At 65.0% G+C, this 16032-nt stretch carries 14 protein-coding genes; 3 read left to right on the top strand and 11 right to left on the bottom strand.

Translation table 11 applies throughout. From position 1 onward, the window contains the following. Window positions 1-18: 18 nt before the first annotated feature. The 4 genes from paoC to M2361_RS01055 are packed head-to-tail and all read right to left on the bottom strand — an operon-like array spanning window position 19 to window position 4871. Window positions 19-2235, bottom strand: coding sequence for an aldehyde oxidoreductase molybdenum-binding subunit PaoC (gene paoC, locus M2361_RS01070; RefSeq protein WP_259245824.1), 2217 nt, complete (start codon window positions 2233-2235; stop codon window positions 19-21). Between the two features lie 4 nt (window positions 2236-2239). Continuing rightward, window positions 2240-3190, bottom strand: a complete 951-nt coding sequence (locus M2361_RS01065; RefSeq protein ID WP_259245823.1) for a xanthine dehydrogenase family protein subunit M — start codon at window positions 3188-3190, stop codon at window positions 2240-2242. After that, window positions 3187-3828: an aldehyde dehydrogenase iron-sulfur subunit PaoA gene (gene paoA, locus M2361_RS01060; RefSeq protein WP_259245822.1), complete on the bottom strand. Its 642-nt coding sequence runs from the start codon at window positions 3826-3828 to the stop codon at window positions 3187-3189. The genes M2361_RS01065 and paoA overlap by 4 nt, the downstream gene beginning before the upstream one ends. Window positions 3829-3842: 14 nt before the next feature. After that, entirely contained in the window at window positions 3843-4871 is a 1029-nt protein-coding gene (locus M2361_RS01055; RefSeq protein WP_259245821.1) for an XdhC family protein, read from the bottom strand. A 173-nt stretch (window positions 4872-5044) separates the two neighbouring features. Between M2361_RS01055 and M2361_RS01050 the strand changes: the two genes are divergently transcribed. Next, window positions 5045-5749: an NTP transferase domain-containing protein gene (locus M2361_RS01050; protein WP_259245820.1), complete on the top strand. Its 705-nt coding sequence runs from the start codon at window positions 5045-5047 to the stop codon at window positions 5747-5749. A 103-nt stretch (window positions 5750-5852) separates the two neighbouring features. Here the strand turns inward: M2361_RS01050 and M2361_RS01045 are convergent, their stop codons facing one another. The 3 genes from M2361_RS01045 to M2361_RS01035 all read right to left on the bottom strand — a co-directional run bounded on the left by M2361_RS01045 (window position 5853) and on the right by M2361_RS01035 (window position 9869). Beyond that, window positions 5853-6845, bottom strand: coding sequence for a tripartite tricarboxylate transporter substrate binding protein (locus tag M2361_RS01045; protein ID WP_404976227.1), 993 nt, complete (start codon window positions 6843-6845; stop codon window positions 5853-5855). A 79-nt stretch (window positions 6846-6924) separates the two neighbouring features. Further along, a complete protein-coding gene (locus M2361_RS01040; protein WP_259245819.1) occupies window positions 6925-9021 on the bottom strand; it encodes an acetate--CoA ligase family protein in 2097 nt (698 codons plus the stop codon). After that, entirely contained in the window at window positions 9018-9869 is an 852-nt protein-coding gene (locus M2361_RS01035) for an enoyl-CoA hydratase/isomerase family protein (protein WP_259245818.1), read from the bottom strand. The genes M2361_RS01040 and M2361_RS01035 overlap by 4 nt, the downstream gene beginning before the upstream one ends. 130 nt (window positions 9870-9999) lie before the next feature. On the opposite strand from M2361_RS01035, the gene M2361_RS01030 reads away from it, so the two are divergent. Continuing rightward, entirely contained in the window at window positions 10000-10827 is an 828-nt protein-coding gene (locus tag M2361_RS01030; protein ID WP_259245817.1) for an IclR family transcriptional regulator, read from the top strand. A 454-nt stretch (window positions 10828-11281) separates the two neighbouring features. On the opposite strand, the gene M2361_RS01025 is transcribed toward M2361_RS01030, so the two are convergent. From M2361_RS01025 to M2361_RS01010, 4 genes are all read right to left on the bottom strand, one after another. Next, window positions 11282-12790: an amidohydrolase family protein gene (locus M2361_RS01025; RefSeq protein ID WP_259245816.1), complete on the bottom strand. Its 1509-nt coding sequence runs from the start codon at window positions 12788-12790 to the stop codon at window positions 11282-11284. Between the two features lie 140 nt (window positions 12791-12930). Next, window positions 12931-13209: a hypothetical protein gene (locus M2361_RS01020; RefSeq protein ID WP_259245815.1), complete on the bottom strand. Its 279-nt coding sequence runs from the start codon at window positions 13207-13209 to the stop codon at window positions 12931-12933. Window positions 13210-13284: 75 nt separating this feature from the next. Beyond that, window positions 13285-13956, bottom strand: coding sequence for a hypothetical protein (locus tag M2361_RS01015; RefSeq protein WP_259245814.1), 672 nt, complete (start codon window positions 13954-13956; stop codon window positions 13285-13287). Between the two features lie 2 nt (window positions 13957-13958). Beyond that, the gene (locus M2361_RS01010) at window positions 13959-14990 is read right to left on the bottom strand and encodes a TRAP transporter substrate-binding protein (RefSeq protein WP_259245813.1); all 1032 of its coding nucleotides are present in this window, start codon (window positions 14988-14990) and stop codon (window positions 13959-13961) included. A gap of 164 nt (window positions 14991-15154) precedes the next feature. On the opposite strand from M2361_RS01010, the gene M2361_RS01005 reads away from it, so the two are divergent. Then, window positions 15155-16006: an IclR family transcriptional regulator gene (locus M2361_RS01005; protein ID WP_259245812.1), complete on the top strand. Its 852-nt coding sequence runs from the start codon at window positions 15155-15157 to the stop codon at window positions 16004-16006. The last annotated feature ends 26 nt before the right edge of the window (window positions 16007-16032 follow it).

Below are 16032 nucleotides of genomic sequence, written 5' to 3'. Positions count from 1 at the left end.
GTTACGGACCGGTTTGGATCAAGCCAGGTCCGGCAGCCCGGGCAGCAGCTTGTCCAGCGTGATGGGGTAGTCGCGCACCCGCACGCCGGTGGCGTTGTAGACCGCGTTGGCGATGGCCGCGCCCACGCCGCACAGGCCCAATTCCCCTACCCCCTTGGCCTTCATCGGCGACGAGATCGGGTCGGTTTCGTCCAGGAATATGACTTCCTGACTGGGGATGTCGGCATGCACGGGGACTTCGTAGCTGGCCAGGTCGTGGTTCACGAAATAGCCCACGCGATCGTCCACCGCCAATTCCTCCATCAGCGCCGCGCCCACGCCCATCGTCATGGCGCCTATCACCTGGCTGCGCGCAGTCTTGGGGTTCAGAATGCGCCCGGCCGCGCACACGGCCAACATGCGGCGGATGCGTGTTTCGCCGGTGGCGGCGTCCACCGCCACTTCGACAAAGTGCGCGCCAAACGTGGACTGCTGGAACTTCTTGTCCAGGTCGCCAAATTCCAGCACGTCTTCAGCCACCAGCTCGCCGCCCGCCGCCGCATCGCGCAGCGTGGCAGTTCGGCCGCTGGCGTCGGTGACCGAGCCGTCCGCGAACACCGCGCCGTCGCTCGCGAACCCCAGCCGTTGCAGGATGGCGGCGCGCAGCTTGTCGCAGGCCGCGTACACGCCGGCCGTGGAACTGTTGGCGCCCCACTGGCCGCCCGACCCCGCCGACACGGGGAACGAGGAATCCCCCAGCCGCACGATGACTTTGGCCAGCGGCACGCCCAGCATTTCCGCGGCGGTCTGCGCGATGACGGTGTAGCTGCCGGTGCCGATGTCGGTCATGTCGGTTTCCACGATGACCTGGCCGGCTGCGTCCAGACGCACGCGCGCGGCCGATTTCATCACCAGGTTATTGCGAAACGCCGCCGCCACGCCCATGCCCACCAGCCAGCGCCCTTCTCGCCGCGTGCCCGGCCGCGCGCTGCGGTCGGCCCACCCGAAGTGGTCCGCCCCCACGCGCAGGCATTCAATCAGGTGCCGTTGCGAGAACGGGCGCTCGGGCTTGGCGGGGTCTACCTGCGTGTCGTTGCGCACGCGAAATTCCACCGGGTCCACGCCTGCGGCCTCGGCCATTTCGTCCACTGCGATCTCCAGCACCATCAGGCCCGGCGCTTCGCCCGGGGCACGCATCGCGTTGCCTTCGGGCAGGTCCAGTTCCATCAGGTTCAGCGCGGTCAGCCGGTTGGCGCCGGCATAGAGCAGGCGCGTCTGCTGCACGGCTTCTTCGGGACCGCCACCGGGCAAATCGCCTGACCAGCTTTCATGGCCGATGGCCGTGATCTTGCCGTCTTGGGTGGTGCCGATGCGCACCCGCTGGATTGTCGCCGGGCGATGCGTGGTGTTGTTCGCGATCAGGGGCCGCTGCAACGCCACCTTCACGGGCCGCCGCGCCGCGCGAGCGCCCAACGCCGCCAGCAAGGCGTCCGCCCGCACGAACAGCTTGCCGCCAAAGCCGCCGCCAATGTAGGGCGAGATCAGCCGCACTTTTTCGCGCGGGATGCCCAGCGTGCGGGCCACGTCGCCGCGCCCCCAATCGATCATCTGATTCGACGTCCACAAGGTCAGCGAATCGCCCTCCCATGCCGCCATGGACGCATGCGGTTCCATCATGCAGTGGGATTGATCCGGCGTGGTGTAGAGGTGGTCGATCTTCACCGGGGCTTGTGCGAAGGCGCTTTCAAAGTCGCCGACGCGGTCTTCGCGCGGGTTTTTCTTGCCGTCGTTTTTGCCGGCCTTGCCGCCCGATTCCTTTTCCGCCGCCAGGTCGAACGCGCCGGGCGCGCGCTCATACTGCACGCGGATCAAGCGGCTGGCGGCGCGCGCCTGCTCCAGGTTTTCAGCCACGACCAGTGCGATGGCCTGGTGATAGTGCTGGATGTCAGGCCCGCCCAACAACACGGCGGTGTTCATCTTGCCCTTGCCCAGCTTGCCGGCGTTTTGCGCGGTAACCACCGCCAGCACGCCGGGCGCACGGCGCGCGGCCTCGATGTCCATGCTGCTGATGCGGCCCTTCGCAATGGCCGCGCCCAGCACGTAACCCACGGCTGCCTGCGGCGCGGCGTCATGCTGTTCATAGGCGTAGGGCGCCTTGCCCGTGGTCTTCAAGGGGCCGTCGATGCGGTCGACGGCATGGCCCACGACCTTCAATTGATCGATGGGATTTTGGGTGGCGGGAGTATCGAATTTCATCGCGTCAGGCCCTCGCTTGCGCCAGCACTGCACTCAGGGTTCTTGCCGCCAGCGTCAGCTTGAACGCGTTGTCTTCGGTGGGTCGCGCGTCAGCCAGCAGACGGTCGGCCACCGCGCGGGCACCTTGCGGCATCGCGGCGTCGGCCGCGTCCATGCGCCACGGCTGTGGCGCCACGCCGCCCATCGCCACACGGCCGCTGCCGTCTTCCTGCACCACGACGGCGACGGACACCAGCGCGAAGGCGAACGACGCGCGGTCGCGCACCTTGCGGTACACGTGGACGCCGCCCACCGGCTTGGGCAAGTTCACGGCAGTGATGAGTTCACCGGGTTCCAGGTTGCTGTCGATGTGCGGCGTGTCGCCGGGCAGCCGGTAAAAATCCGCGATTGGAATCACGCGCGTGGCGCCGTCGGGGCGCACGGTTTCCACCTGGGCATCCAAGAGGCGCATGGCCACCGCCATGTCGCTGGGGTGCGTGGCAATACAGGCCTCGCTGGCGCCGATCACGGCCAACTGGCGCGTCACGCCGCCCATGGCCGAACAGCCGGTGCCGGGCGCGCGCTTATTACAGGGCATGTTGGTGTCGTAGAAGTACGGGCAGCGCGTGCGCTGTAGCAGATTGCCGGCGGTGGTGGCGCGGTTGCGGATCTGCCCGGAGGCGCCCGCCAGAATGGCGCGTGACAGCACCGCGTAATCGCGCCGCACGCGCTCGTCCGCGGCCAGGTCGGTGTTGCGCACCAGACTGCCCACGCGCAAGCCGCCGTCCGGCGTTTCTGAAATCTGGTCCAGGCCCAAGCCATTCACGTCGATCAGATGCGTGGGGGTTTCCACTTCCAGTTTCATCAGGTCCAGCAGGTTCGTGCCGCCCGCAATGAAGCGTGCGCCGCGCACCTGGGCGGCGCTGGCGGCGGCGTCGGCGGGGGTGCGGGCGCGCTCGTAGGTAAAGGGCCTCATGCTTTGCTCCCCGCCACCTCGGTGATGGCATCGACGATGTTCGAATACGCGCCGCAGCGGCAGATATTGCCGCTCATGCGTTCGCGGATTTCTTCCGCGCTCAGGAGCGGGCGCTCGGTCAGGCTGGCGCTGACGTGGCTGGGCACGCCTTGCGATACCTCTTCCAGCATGGCCACCGCCGAACAGATCTGACCGGGCGTACAGTAGCCGCACTGGTAGCCGTCATGCTTGACGAAGGCGGCCTGCAGCGGGTGCAGCGCGGTGGGCGTGCCCAGCCCTTCGATGGTGGTGATCTCGGCCCCGTCATGCATGACAGCCAGCGTCAAACAGGAATTGACGCGCCGCCCGTCCAGCATCACCGTACAGGCGCCGCACTGGCCGTGGTCGCAACCTTTCTTGGTGCCGGTCAGGTGCAGGTGTTCACGCAGCGCGTCCAGCAGCGTCGTGCGCATGTCCAGCGACACCTCGCGCGCCGCGCCGTTGACACGCAAGGTCACGGTGGCGGACATGGCTTGCATGCCGGCCTGCGTAGTCTGCTGGGCGCCGGTCAAAGATGGCGTAGCCATCGCGGTGGCAGAAACGGCGCCTGCCTTGAGCAGGTTGCGCCGGGTGATCTTGATGGCAAGCGAATTTTCCAAGGCAGCCTCTTTGTCTAGTCGGCAACGCGGACCACGCCGCGCTCCAGGTCATCGGCCAGCAATCCGCATTCCTGTAGCGAATGGGGGCTGGGCGGGGTGGTGTGGCGGATGCGCTCTTGCGTCAACTCGGCCAGGATGGATACCGCGATTTCCGGCGGGGTGCGGCTGCCGATGGGCAGGCCCACCGGCCCGCGCAGGCGCGCCACCTGCGCGTGGGTAAAACCAAAATGTTCAAGCAGTCGCTTGCGGCGCTGCTCGTTGGTGCGCCGCGAACCCAGCGCGCCCACGAAGAAGGCTTGCGACGGCAGCGCTTCCAGCAGCGCCATATCGTCCAGCTTGGGGTCATGCGCCAGCACGATAATCGCCGTGCGGATATCCGGCGTGATGGCCGTGACGGTGTCGTCGGGCATCGTCGTCAACAGCCGCGTGCCCGGCACATTCCACGACGCGGCGTATTCCTCGCGCGGGTCGCACACAATGACTTCAAAGCCCAGCGCCATCGCCATGGGCGCGATGTAGCGCGCGATGTCGCCCGCGCCCACCAGCAACAGACGCCATTGCGGCCCGTGCAGCGTGGTCAGCGTTTTGCCGTCCCAGTGGAATTGATCGCCCGGCTGGGCAGGCGCCAAGGTGACCGCACCGGCATCCAGGCTAAGAGTTCTTTTGACCAATTCACCCTTGCCCAAGTGTTCTGCCAAACCTTGCAGCAGCGCGACGTCTGGGTCGGGTTCGATGAGCAATTCCAGAATGCCGCCACAGGGCAGGCCGAAGTTCAACGCTTCGTCGCGGGTGGCGCCGTAGGTCAGGGCGTAAGGGCGTGGCTGCCAGAGCTCGCCGCGCCGCATCTTGTCGATCAGGTCGTCTTCAATACAGCCGCCCGATACCGACCCGGCTATGCGCCCGTCGTCCCGCACTGCCAGCCAGGATCCGCGCGGTCGTGGCGAGGCGCCCCAGGTGTTGGCAACCGTGGCCAGGATGAATCGGTGGCCCTGATGGCGCCAGCTCTCGATTGCGGCTAAAACCTGCAAATCCAGGCTTTCCATGGTGATGCCCTCCGGATATCAAACTCACTGTAGCAGCGCGCCACCCGACAAGAAAAGAGGCAAAATCCGCATACTCTGATGAGTAATACTCACCAACGGGCCGGTGCGCCGATGCGCTGGTGCATCGATGCTTCAATACACCAACCCGCCAAGGCGCAAACCCAGCAAGTCCCATGCCCAGCCCCGCACTCGACAGCCCCCCTTCACTGCCCCCTTCCACTGCCTTGCCCCTCTGCGTGGGCGTGCTGCTGGCGGCGGGCCACGGGCGGCGCTACGCCGCCGCCGCGCTGGGCCAGGACAAGCTGTTGGTACTGCTGGGCGATGGCACACCCGTTGCCGTGGCATGCGCCCGTGCCCTGCGGCAAGCCACGGCGCGCACCATTGCGGTGCTACGCGCAGACCAAACGGCGCTGCGGGCCTTGCTGGAATCGGAGGGTTGCGAAATCGTGGTGGTGCACGCTGAGGCAAACGGCATGGGCGACAGCCTGGCCACGGCCGCGCGCCACTTGATGCAAGAGAACCAAGGGGAGCAAGGGGAGCAAGGGGTGCAAGCAGTGCAAGACGTCCAAACCCAGGACCGCCCGGCCGAGTCCGCCTGCCTGATCGCCTTGGCCGACATGCCGTGGTTGGGCGCAGACACGTGTTTGCAGGTGGCTGCCGCAACACGCCAGCACCGCATCGTGGCGCCCACGTGGCAGGGCCGCCGTGGGCATCCGGTTGCGTTCGCTCGCGACCTGTGGCCGGAGCTTGCCGTGCTAGCGGGCGATGTGGGCGCGCGCAGCGTGCTGATGCGCCATCCGGTTCATGAATTGGCGGTGGACGACCCGGGCGTGCTGGCGGATGTGGACGCGCCGGGGGACTTGGTGTCCAAGCCTTGACGCGCGGCTTGGATTGCATGTCAGGCACGCCTTGCAGCGTCCTTCATCGCATCCTTCACAGCGTCCTCCATCGCGTCCTAGATAGCGTCTGTAATGTCGACCTTTACGGCTTATCCGCAATCCCCGCGTCACGGATGATCTTGGTCCAGCGCGTTTCTTCTTGCTGCACGTATTCACCCAACGCAGCCGGCGTTCCCACGTCGGCGACCAGCCCTTCCAATTCCAGCGCCGCCTGGAAATCTGCTTTGCCCGACACCTTCTTGATCGCCGCGTTGAGCTGGTTGATGACCGCCTGCGGCGTGCCCTGCGGCACGAAGACGCCGTACCAGCTATCCACGAAGTAAGCGGCTTCGCCCGCTTCCGCCACGCTGGGCACACCCGGGTACGCGGGCGATCGGTCTTTGGTGGTGACCGCCAGCGCGCGCAGTTGCCCGTTCTTGATCTGGCCGCTGACGCTGGCCGAGGTTGAAAAGATCATGTCGATCTGCCCGCCTATCAGGTCATTGATGGCCGGCCCCGCGCCCTTGTACGGCACGTGCAGGATGTCGACCTTGCCCAGGCTCTTGAACAATTCCCCCGCCAGGTGCGCCGACGTGCCGTTGCCGTAGGAACCGAACGTCAGCTTGCCCGGATGGGCGCGCGCGTAGGTCAAGAGGTCCTGCACGCTTTTGAATGGGGACTTGGGCGACACCACCAGCACATTGGGCGACTTGCCGATCATCGCCACCGGCGCAAACGCGGCCTCGGTGTCGTAAGGCAGCTTCTTGTGGATGGCCGGGTTGACCGCATGCGCGAACGTCGCCATCAACAGCGAGTAGCCATCGGGCGGGCTCTTGGCCACGTTTTCCGTGCCGATGATGGTGCTGCCGCCCGGCCGGTTTTCCACGATGACCGACTCGCCTAGCTCATCGGTCAAGCCCTTGGCGAGCTGACGCGCGACGATGTCCGTGCCCCCGCCCGGGGTGAACGGCACCACGATGCGCAGCGGCCGATCCGGGAACGCCGCGTGCGCTTGCGGTGCGCAAAGGCTAGCCATCGTCAGCGCGGTGGCCGCCAGGGCCTTGGCGGAAAGCCATGCAAATTGCTGGGTCTTCATTCTTGTCTCCTGATATTGTCTTGCGCCGATCTGGTGCGGCGCCTCTGCAAAAAATGGACGGCCGGATGGCCATGCCCGGTCAGTTCTTCAACACCACAACGCCGTCAGCCGCGCAGACGCCTTGCCCCAAGGGCTTGACGAACAAGGGGTTGATCTCGGCTTCGATCAACTGCGCTTGCAAGGCGGTGGCCATGCGCGCGAACGCCAGCACCGCCTGAATCAACGCGGGCACGTCCGCTTTGGGGCGACCGCGATAGCCGTCCAGCAAGGGCCAGGTCTTCAGGCGTTGCAAGGCGGCAAGCACCGCGTCTTCCGTCAAGGCCGCGCCATCTTCCGGCAGCAGCAGCAAGGTCGTGTCGCGCACCAGCTCGGCCACCACCCCGCCCATGCCCAGCAGCACCGCCGTACCGACCGTGTCGTGATGCAGGCCGACGATGACCTCGGCGGCGCCCGTCACCATCTCTTGCACCAGGAAGGCCTGGGGCGACTGCCCGGTGTGCCGCTGTACGTCTTGCGTCATCTGCCGCAAGCGCTCTGCGATGTCTTCGGGCGCCACGTTGACCGCCACGCCGCCCACATCGCTTTTGTGGGTGATGTCGCGCGACAGCAGCTTGAGCACGACGCGCGGCCCCAAGGTGTCGGCGGCGCTTGTTGCCTGCGCGTCGGACGTGACGGTGATTTCGCGTACGCCGGGAATGCCGAACCGGGCGAACAGCGCCTTGGCCTGGGCCTCGTCCAGCGAGCCCCGCTCCGCGCAGGGGATCGGTTCAGTCGCCGTGGACGGCACGAGCCCCGGCGAGGAACGTTTCTTTCCCTCCTGCACGCGCCACATGGCCGAGAGCGCCGCGCCGATGCTCTCGGGCGCAGGGAACGCGGGGATGCCGTAGTGGCTAAGCACTTCGGCCGCGCGCGGCGCGTGTGGGCTGATGAAGGCCATCAAGGGCTTGCTGCTCAGCGCAAGAGAATCGCGCAGCGCGTTGGCCATCAGTTCAGGCTGCGCCACGCCTGACGAACCCACCACCACCACCAGCGCATCGTATTGATCGCTTTCCAGCACGATGCGGATGGCGTTGCGCAGCAGGTCCGGCTGCAAGCCGGCCAGGGTCACGTCGATGGGGTTGCGGTCCAGCGCGGCGTGGTCGCCCGTTTGCAGCGCCCGCAAGGCGGCGCCGGTGCTTGCGTCGGGCGCGGGCAGTTCAAAGCCCGCCACGCCCAAGCTGTCGGCCACCAGCGTGCCCGCTCCGCCCGTTGACGTCAGCACCGCGACGCGCCGGCCGCCCAGCTTGCGTTCGCTGGCCAGCGCGGCGGGAATGTCCAGCAGGTCTGCAAACGTCTGCGCGCGGATGATGCCCACGTCGTCGAACAGCGCGTCGTACATGGCGTCCGCGCCCGCCAGCGCACCCGTGTGCGACGCGGCGGCCTGCGCGCCGGATTCCGAGCGGCCGATCTTGAACGCCACGATCGGCTTGCCCGCCGCGGCGGCCTTGCGGGCGGCGGCGCGGAAGGTCTTGGGGTTGCGGATGCTTTCCACATACAGCGCGATGACGCGCGTGGCGGGGTCGTCCGCCAGCGCGTCCACAAAATCGGCCAGGTCCAGGTCGACCTCGTTGCTGGTGGAAATCAGCTTGGACAAGCCGATGCCACGCGCCGCCGCGCGCGACAGCAGCGCACCCAGGATGCCGCCGCTTTGCGACACCAGGCCGACCGCGCCGGCGTGCAGATCGTCCAGTTCCAACGCGCCGCTGGCCGATAGCGTGATGCGGTCCGTCAGGTTGACCAGGCCTATCGTGTTGGGGCCCAGGATGCGCATGCTGCCCGCCGCGTCACGCAGTTCGCGCTGACGGTGCGCGCCCTCGTCGCCGGTTTCGGCATAGCCGCTGGCCAGCACGATGGCGGCGCCCGTGCCGATCTCGGCCAGGTCCCGCACGGCTTGCTGCGTGTGCTGGGCGCTGAGCAGCACGATGGCCACGTCCGGCGCTTCCGGCAAGGCACGCACATCGGGGTAGCAACGCAGCCCGGCAATCTCGGACGCCTTGGGATTGACGGGATAGATGCGGCCCTGGAAGCCGTGCTTCTGCAAATAGGCCACGGGCCGGCCCGAGGTCTTGGCCGGGTCCGCCGACGCCCCCACCACCGCCACGCTGCGCGGCCGCAGCAGCTTTTGCAGGCCGTTCATTGGCCTTCTCCCGGGGCCTTGGCCGTCTTGGCCCGGGCCGTCTTGGCCTGGGCCATCTTGGCCTCAGCCATCTTCGCCAGAAACGCCGCCACCGACTCGCGGTGTTCGGTACTGGTGTAGCAAATGCCCTGCGCCTGGCTGCCCATGGCAAACACCTGGTCCGCCGTCAACTCGGAACTCTGGTCCAGAATCGACTTGCTGAGCGCCAGCGCCGTGGCCGAGCCTTGCGCCAGTTCGGCCGCCCAAGCCTGGGCCGCGCGCACCTCGTCCCCGGCCGGTGCCAGGCGGTCGGCGATCCCCAAGGCCAAGGCTTCATCCGCCAGTACCTTGCGGCCGGAATAGATCAGGTCCTTGGCGCGAGCCAGCCCCACGCGACGCGGCAGAAAATACATGCCGCCACCATCCGGTATCAACCCGCGCGCAATGTAGCTCCAGGTGAATGACGCGGCTTCCGAGGCCACGATGAAGTCGCAGCTAAGGGCCGTGTCCGCGCCCAACCCGGCGGCCGCGCCGTTGACGGCCGCGATGGTGGGCTTGGGCATGCGATACAGCAGGCTCACCGCGTGGTGCACGCGCTGCTGCCGCGACCAGCCGTTGAAGGCGACCTCGCCCGAGGATGCGTCCATGCGGCGCTGCATGCCCGAGATGTCGCCGCCCGCGCAAAAGCCCTTGCCTTCGCCGGTCAACACCAATGCCTTCGTGCCACGGTCGGCGCTCACGGCCTCCAGCGCGTGGATCAATTCGGCGCGCATGGCGTCGCTGATCGCGTTGCGCTTTTCGGGCCGGTTCAGCGTCAGCGTCGCCACCCCGCCGTCCAATTGCAGTTTGATGAATTCGTAGTCCGCCATCTTGCTTGCTCCGTCCTGGTCGATGGACCAGCCAGTCCCGGTATCGGGTTTTTCTTGGCTGGCGATATCGACACGGTAGGCGCTACAGTTGGCGAAAACACTCACCTATTTCCACTAGATGGAATTGCAGATGGCAACCCGGATACCCGACTCAACGGCCAATATTTCGGCCAACCCCTCGCAACGCTTCGATGGCGTCAGCCAGAACCGTTCGCTGGCCCGTGGCCTGGACATCCTGCGGGCGTTCAAGCCGGGCACCGACCTGCTGGGCAATGGCGAGCTTGCCGAACGCACCGGCTTATCGGGGGCAACCGTCAGCCGCTTGACGCAAACCTTGGTGACCAGCGGTTTTCTGGAATACGAACGAGGCGCCCGCGCCTATCGGCTGGCCGCGCCCGTGCTCAGCCTGGGACACGCGATGCGCGCCGCCTCGCCCGTCTTGAAAGCGGCCACGCCGTTCATGCAGGACGTGTCCAACAAGCTCAAGGTCAATATCGGTCTGGCCAGCGCGGACCGCACGGAAATGGTTTATCTGGAATCCATCCGCTATAACCGCAAGCCCTCGTTGCGCACCATCGTGGCGGGCCAGCGTGTTCCGATTGAACTGACGTCATTGGGCCGAGCCTATCTGGCCACGCTGGACGCCAGGACGCGCCAGCCGCTGCTTGGGGAAATAATGCAGGGCTATCGCAGCGCGTCATGGAAACCGATAAGCGCCGAGATCAACAAGGCCATTGAGAAAGTAGCCGCGACGGGGCTTTGCCTGGCGTCCTGGCAACCGGGGGTCGTCGCCATGTCCACGCCCTTGGCCGTGCCTGGCGGGCAAACGCTGGCCTTGAACCTGAGCCTGATTACGGACGATGCGGCATCAACGGTGGAAAGGCAGCACGGCGCGGCGCTGCTGGCGTTGAAAAATAAGATCGTTCATGAGCTGGAACGCCGTGCGCCGGCTGGCTAGCAAATGCTTAATCAATTCCGGGCCGTTCAACCCCGGACACCGGTAACGGACTTGATGCGGCGGATGCTGGGTAATGGTTCGTCGGTACAGCCGCCCTCGGGGCCACCACGCGGGTCGCCCTGACCTGGAATATTCCATTTCAGGAAAACGTCTTTTCTGATCAGCACGATTATTCGTGGATGGGTGGGATATTCCACGCAGATTATTTCTTCTCGTATTTTTTGCGATGGCCAGAGCACCAGTAACGAAGCCACATGCACAAGCACTGCCCTTCTCAGCATTCCGGATTTACACCTCTACAGGAACGGCGCAGTGTAGAGAGTGATGCGTCCCCGGTCTTTAAGAAAGGCAATCAAACCAGACAGAAAGTATCTAACCCATTAACTATTTCAATTTATTCTGCAATAAATGCGGAAAGATAATATGCAGAGATAATGCATCTTAATAAAATCTATTAGCCCGCTGCCGCGCCCAGGGTATTTTTATAGACCTTTCCGTCTTTCATGATCAGCCGCAGATTGTTGGCTGGGTCGCCCAAAAAATCCAGGTTGCGTGAGGGGTCTCCATCCGCCACCAGAATATCGGCCAGCGCCCCCGGCACGATGCGACCCAGCGCGCGCGGATACGGGTTGCGTTCACCGGACAGCCCCAGCAGTTCGCCGTTAACGCCCGTGGCTTGGGCAAGCAGCGTCAGCGGGTCGTAGAAGCGCACCAGCTTGGCCAGTTGCCGCCCTTGGCTGGGCGTGTTCTTGGCGTTGAACAAAATGTCCGTGCCCCAGCCCGTCTTGATGCCGTATTTCTGCGCAAGCTCATACGCGTTGACCGTGCCTTCTGAAACACGCTGCTGGCTTGCGCGCCGTTCGGCATCCGGATAGGAGTTGGCGTCTTCGTCCTGCAAAAACGGTTGCAGGCTCCACCACACCCCCTCGTCACGCATCATGCGCACGCTGGCGTCATCCGCCAGTTGGCCGTGTTCAATGCATTTGACGCCGGACTTGATCGTGCGCTGGATGCCTTTGGGCGTGTAGACGTGCGCCATCACATAGGTGTTCCAATCCGCCGCTGCGTCGACCGCGGCGCGCAGTTCAACCTCGGAAAACTGTGTGCTGTCCAAGGGATCGTAAAGCGACGCGACGCCGCCGCCCGCCATGACCTTGATCTGCGATGCGCCCAACATCAGTTGTTCGCGTACCCGGCGCAAGACTTCGTCGGCACCGTCGGCAATCATCGCGACGCCCACGCTTTCCACCAGGCTCAGCGGCGCATTGGCCGCGCGCGGCACTTCGCTGCGCAAGCGGAAATCACCATGCCCCGCGGTTTGGGAAATCATGGCGCCGCTGGGGTAGATGCGCGGCCCGGGCACCATGCCTTCGTCGATGGCGCGCTTCAAGGCGAACGCGGGGCCGCCTGCATCACGAATGGCGGTAAAGCCGCGCATCAGCGTGCGCTCGGCTTCTTCGGCGGCCGCGATGTACAGGTAACCCAGGTCGGCCGTCATTGCGGTGGTTTGCGCAATGGCGGCCAGCATGGAATGCCAATGCACATCGATCAGGCCGGGCATGACCAGCTTGCCCTGGCAGTCGATGATTTGCGCATCGGTAACGGCAGTGCCAGCGGCCGGCAAGTCGGCAATCACATTGCCCTTGATCAACACGTGCACGCCCGCTTGCACCGCCTTGCCCGAGCCATCGAACAGGCGCAGGTTGGTCAGCAGCAAGGGGCGATCAGGCGTGGCGGGATGGCGGAAGATATCGGTCGCTGCGGTCGCTGCGGTCGCGGCGCGCGCGCCCATGAAGGGCATCGCCATGGCCGCCACGCCGCCCAGGAACTTGCGACGCGACATATCCGCCATCACGCGCTGGTAGATCAAGCGGCACGCCACGCTGCCGCAATGGCAGGGGCGTCTGCGGCTGAATAGATAGGTCTGGGAAGTGTCGCGCTGGACTGCGGTGGAACGGGCCATCGAGTTCTCCTGACATTGAGTGCCTGGCCAAAGATGGTCCGATGCTACTCAATAAACAGAAGCGTGGCGACACGATGCCAGCGGCCGATATACGAAGCGAAATAGGAAGGCGTGATGCGATGCCCTTATGGCCTTGCCGCTTACTGCGCCATGCGGCGCAATCGTTGCAGTTCCGCCTGATTCAAGCGCCGCGCTTCCAGCTCGGCATAGTCGCGTTCGCCGGCATCGTAAGAGCCTTCATGAATGCAGCGGCTGCGCAAGAATTTGCAGTTGTCGCTGACCACGCGTTCGGACGCGGCGGCGGAGGCCGGGTCGGGTTTTGATGAACCGGGAAGTATCGATGAACAACCGGAAACAAGCGTGGCAAGCACGAGCGCCACAGCAGCCACAGCGGGGCGGCCCAGCATTTGAATCAACATTTTCCTCATCCTTGAATCGCTGCGGTAGCCCCCTTTATAGCAAGCTCCCGCGAGGAAAGTTGTTCCAAATTGCCCCTATGACTCCAAGGTGTGGGACAAACAATAGATATCCGACCACGCGGCAGCCATGTCCCCCATGTCGCGCAGTTCCTCGGCGTTAAGCACTTCGCCCTCGCAGAGCGCCACGGGATGGATTTCGTAGCCGTGAACGACATAGATCCAATCCGCAACCCGGTCCATCCCGCCTCGTATCGTTTGCTCGGTTGTTGCGGAGAGGGGCGGCGTCTGCGTCATGAGCAGATGGGCGCCGGACAGGCCGGGGCGCGAACAGGCCAGGGCCGCATGCGCCTTCAAGTACGCCCTCAATTCGTCTTGTCTGCCTGGGCGCGGCGACAAGCGGATGGTCAGCGCATACCGCGCCAAGCCGCCGCCGGTGCTATCCAGCACCTTGCATTGGCTGCGGATCATGTTGCGATGCTGCGGCATCAGCTTGGTGGACCAGGGCGTGGGGCGATTGAGCCTGTCCAGGTAAGCGGGAGAACTCAGCGTTTCGTAGGCGTCCAGCTCGTACATGACGAAGAACCCTTCCCCACCATGCGCGCTGACCCAACGAGACCCGCGCAGAAACCCCGGCACGCTCATGCGCTCCGGGAAGTGCTCGTGCGAGTGCCAGTCCTCGAACTCCGAACGCCAGGCCGGCGCCATGTCCCACCACATCGCAATGGCGGCTTTTCCCAGAAGCGCCATGATCAGCGCTTGGCCCGCAGAGTGGCCAGTTCGGTCGTCACTTGCTGCATCACGTCAGGCCCGATTTCGCCCGCGAATTTTTCCACCACGGGCTTGACCGCTGCGCGCAGTTGGCTGACCTGTTCCGGGGTCAAGCCGTTGACCTGCATCCGCGCCTTCAAGTCGTCGATGGCCACGGCTTCCTTGGCCTGCGAGATCTTGCGTTCCTGCGCCTTGGCCTCGGCGGCGGCGTCCAGGATGATCTGGCGTTCCGCCTGCGACATGCCGTCCCACGTCTTCTTGCTCATCAGAAAGGGCATGCCGGTGTAGATATGGCGCGTCAGCGACAGGTACTTTTGCACCTCGGCGAACTTGGCGGATTGAATGACGCCAACGGGGTTGTCCTGCCCATCGATCGCCTTGGATTCCAGCGCGCCGTAGACCTCGCCAAAGGTCATGGGAACCGGATTGGCGCCCAGGGTCTTGAACATGTCGATATACACCGGCGCCGCGATCACGCGGATCTTCAGGCCTTGAAAGTCCTGCACCGTGGCAATTGGGCGCTTGCTGTTGGTCATGTTGCGAAAGCCCAGATCCCAGATGCCCAGCCCAATCAAGCCATGGTCGGCCAGCCCGCCCAGCAGGCGCTGGGCCACGGGGCCATCGGACACCGCATAGGCTTCGCTTGCATCGTTGAACAGGAATGGCAGGTCGAACACCATGAAGCGCTTGTCGATGCCGGCCAGCAGGCCCGTCGCCATCGAGGTGAAGTCAAGCGTGCCGCCACGCACGGCCGACAGGTTCTGCGGGTCTCCGCCCAGCACGGCGTTCGCGTATATCGACACCTTCATCTTGCCGCCGCTTTTCTCGGCGACCAGGTCCGCGAATTTCTGCGCGCCCTGGCCCAGCGGATGGTCCTGCGCCAGGCTGAATGCGAATTTCAAGGTGCGTGCCTTGATCTCCTGCGCGGCCACGGTGGCGCTCAACGACAGACACGCCAGCAGCGACGCGGCGGCAGTTACGGCAAAGCGGAACAACGGTTTCCTGGTCTCCATCACAAACCCCTTTAGTTGTTGATGTGGGTAACGGGTATTCAGTTGCGGGATATTCAGTTGCGGGTTATTCGGCTGCGAGCATAGGGCATAATTTTGAATGCCGTTCAAAATTTGGCCGAATTCAAAATTTGAATTTCAGTGCGGCAAACCTCTGGGAGCAAGCGATGAGCGGGGCAATCGAAAAGACATTGGCGTTGCTTGAATACCTGGCCGAGCACCCCGACGGCGTGGCCTTGGCCACTGTTGCCGACGACCTGAATCAGTTGCGCAGCGGCTGCCATCGCACCCTGCACGAATTGATGAAGTACGGCTATGTGCGGCAGACGCCGGTGCGGGGGGAATATGCCCTGACGACCAAACTGGCCTCGATGGGGCTGAGCTTTCTGGGCCGTTCGGGTGTGGTCGATATTGCGCAGCCCGTCATTGACCGCTTTGCCCTGGCCACTGGCGAACTGGTGCGGCTGGCAATCGTGGACGGCAAGCGGCTCACCTTGGTGGCCAAGGCCCAGGGCGCGAAATCCGGGCTGCTCTACGACCCCGACATGGGCATCGACCTGCGCCTGTCTTGCAGCGCCGCGGGGCATGCGTGGCTGATGACGCTACCGGAAGACCAGGCCATTGCCTATGTCACCGAGCAAGGCCTGGGCAAGCCGCGCGACTTCGGGCCGAATGCGCCGACGTCGATACGCGCCTTGCTGGCCAGCCTGGACGGGCATCGTCGGCGCGGGTACAGCATGCTTCAAGACGTTTATGCGGCAGGAATGAGCGCGATGGCCGCGCCCGTGCGCCGCCCGGGGCACGCCAGCACCGGCATCCTGATTGTGGCCGGCCCGTCGCAGCGGCTGACGCTGAAGGCGATGGAGAAATTCGGGCCTGCCTTGTTGCGCGCCGCCAGCGAGTTGGCGCAGGCCGGAGAGGCGTCGCCCTTGTTGCGCTCGGCCCGCGTGGGCACGTGGGGCAATGGCCCGGTGACTGACAACGGCAGCGATGACAACGATGCCGGCCGCGCGCGGTGACTCGTTTCCCCGTGACTGCTTTACCG

This window comes from Achromobacter sp. JUb104 (genome assembly GCF_024806975.1).
In the GTDB taxonomy this organism is placed as follows: Bacteria; Pseudomonadota; Gammaproteobacteria; order Burkholderiales; family Burkholderiaceae_B; genus Achromobacter; species Achromobacter spanius.
This window is presented reverse-complemented; position numbering and strand designations above follow the sequence as displayed.

Bases quoted from the DNA above. Each gene is read 5' to 3' on its own strand.
- paoC (WP_259245824.1), bottom strand. From the start codon at position 2,235: ATGAAATTCGATACTCCCGCCACCCAAAATCCCATCGATCAATTGAAG.
- M2361_RS01065 (WP_259245823.1), bottom strand. From the start codon at position 3,190: ATGAGGCCCTTTACCTACGAGCGCGCCCGCACCCCCGCCGACGCCGCC.
- M2361_RS01055 (WP_259245821.1), bottom strand. From the start codon at position 4,871: ATGGAAAGCCTGGATTTGCAGGTTTTAGCCGCAATCGAGAGCTGGCGC.
- M2361_RS01050 (WP_259245820.1), top strand. From the start codon at position 5,045: ATGCCCAGCCCCGCACTCGACAGCCCCCCTTCACTGCCCCCTTCCACT.
- M2361_RS01045 (WP_404976227.1), bottom strand. From the start codon at position 6,845: ATGAAGACCCAGCAATTTGCATGGCTTTCCGCCAAGGCCCTGGCGGCC.
- M2361_RS01040 (WP_259245819.1), bottom strand. From the start codon at position 9,021: ATGAACGGCCTGCAAAAGCTGCTGCGGCCGCGCAGCGTGGCGGTGGTG.
- M2361_RS01035 (WP_259245818.1), bottom strand. From the start codon at position 9,869: ATGGCGGACTACGAATTCATCAAACTGCAATTGGACGGCGGGGTGGCG.
- M2361_RS01030 (WP_259245817.1), top strand. From the start codon at position 10,000: ATGGCAACCCGGATACCCGACTCAACGGCCAATATTTCGGCCAACCCC.
- M2361_RS01025 (WP_259245816.1), bottom strand. From the start codon at position 12,790: ATGGCCCGTTCCACCGCAGTCCAGCGCGACACTTCCCAGACCTATCTA.
- M2361_RS01020 (WP_259245815.1), bottom strand. From the start codon at position 13,209: ATGTTGATTCAAATGCTGGGCCGCCCCGCTGTGGCTGCTGTGGCGCTC.
- M2361_RS01015 (WP_259245814.1), bottom strand. From the start codon at position 13,956: ATGGCGCTTCTGGGAAAAGCCGCCATTGCGATGTGGTGGGACATGGCG.
- M2361_RS01010 (WP_259245813.1), bottom strand. From the start codon at position 14,990: ATGGAGACCAGGAAACCGTTGTTCCGCTTTGCCGTAACTGCCGCCGCG.
- M2361_RS01005 (WP_259245812.1), top strand. From the start codon at position 15,155: ATGAGCGGGGCAATCGAAAAGACATTGGCGTTGCTTGAATACCTGGCC.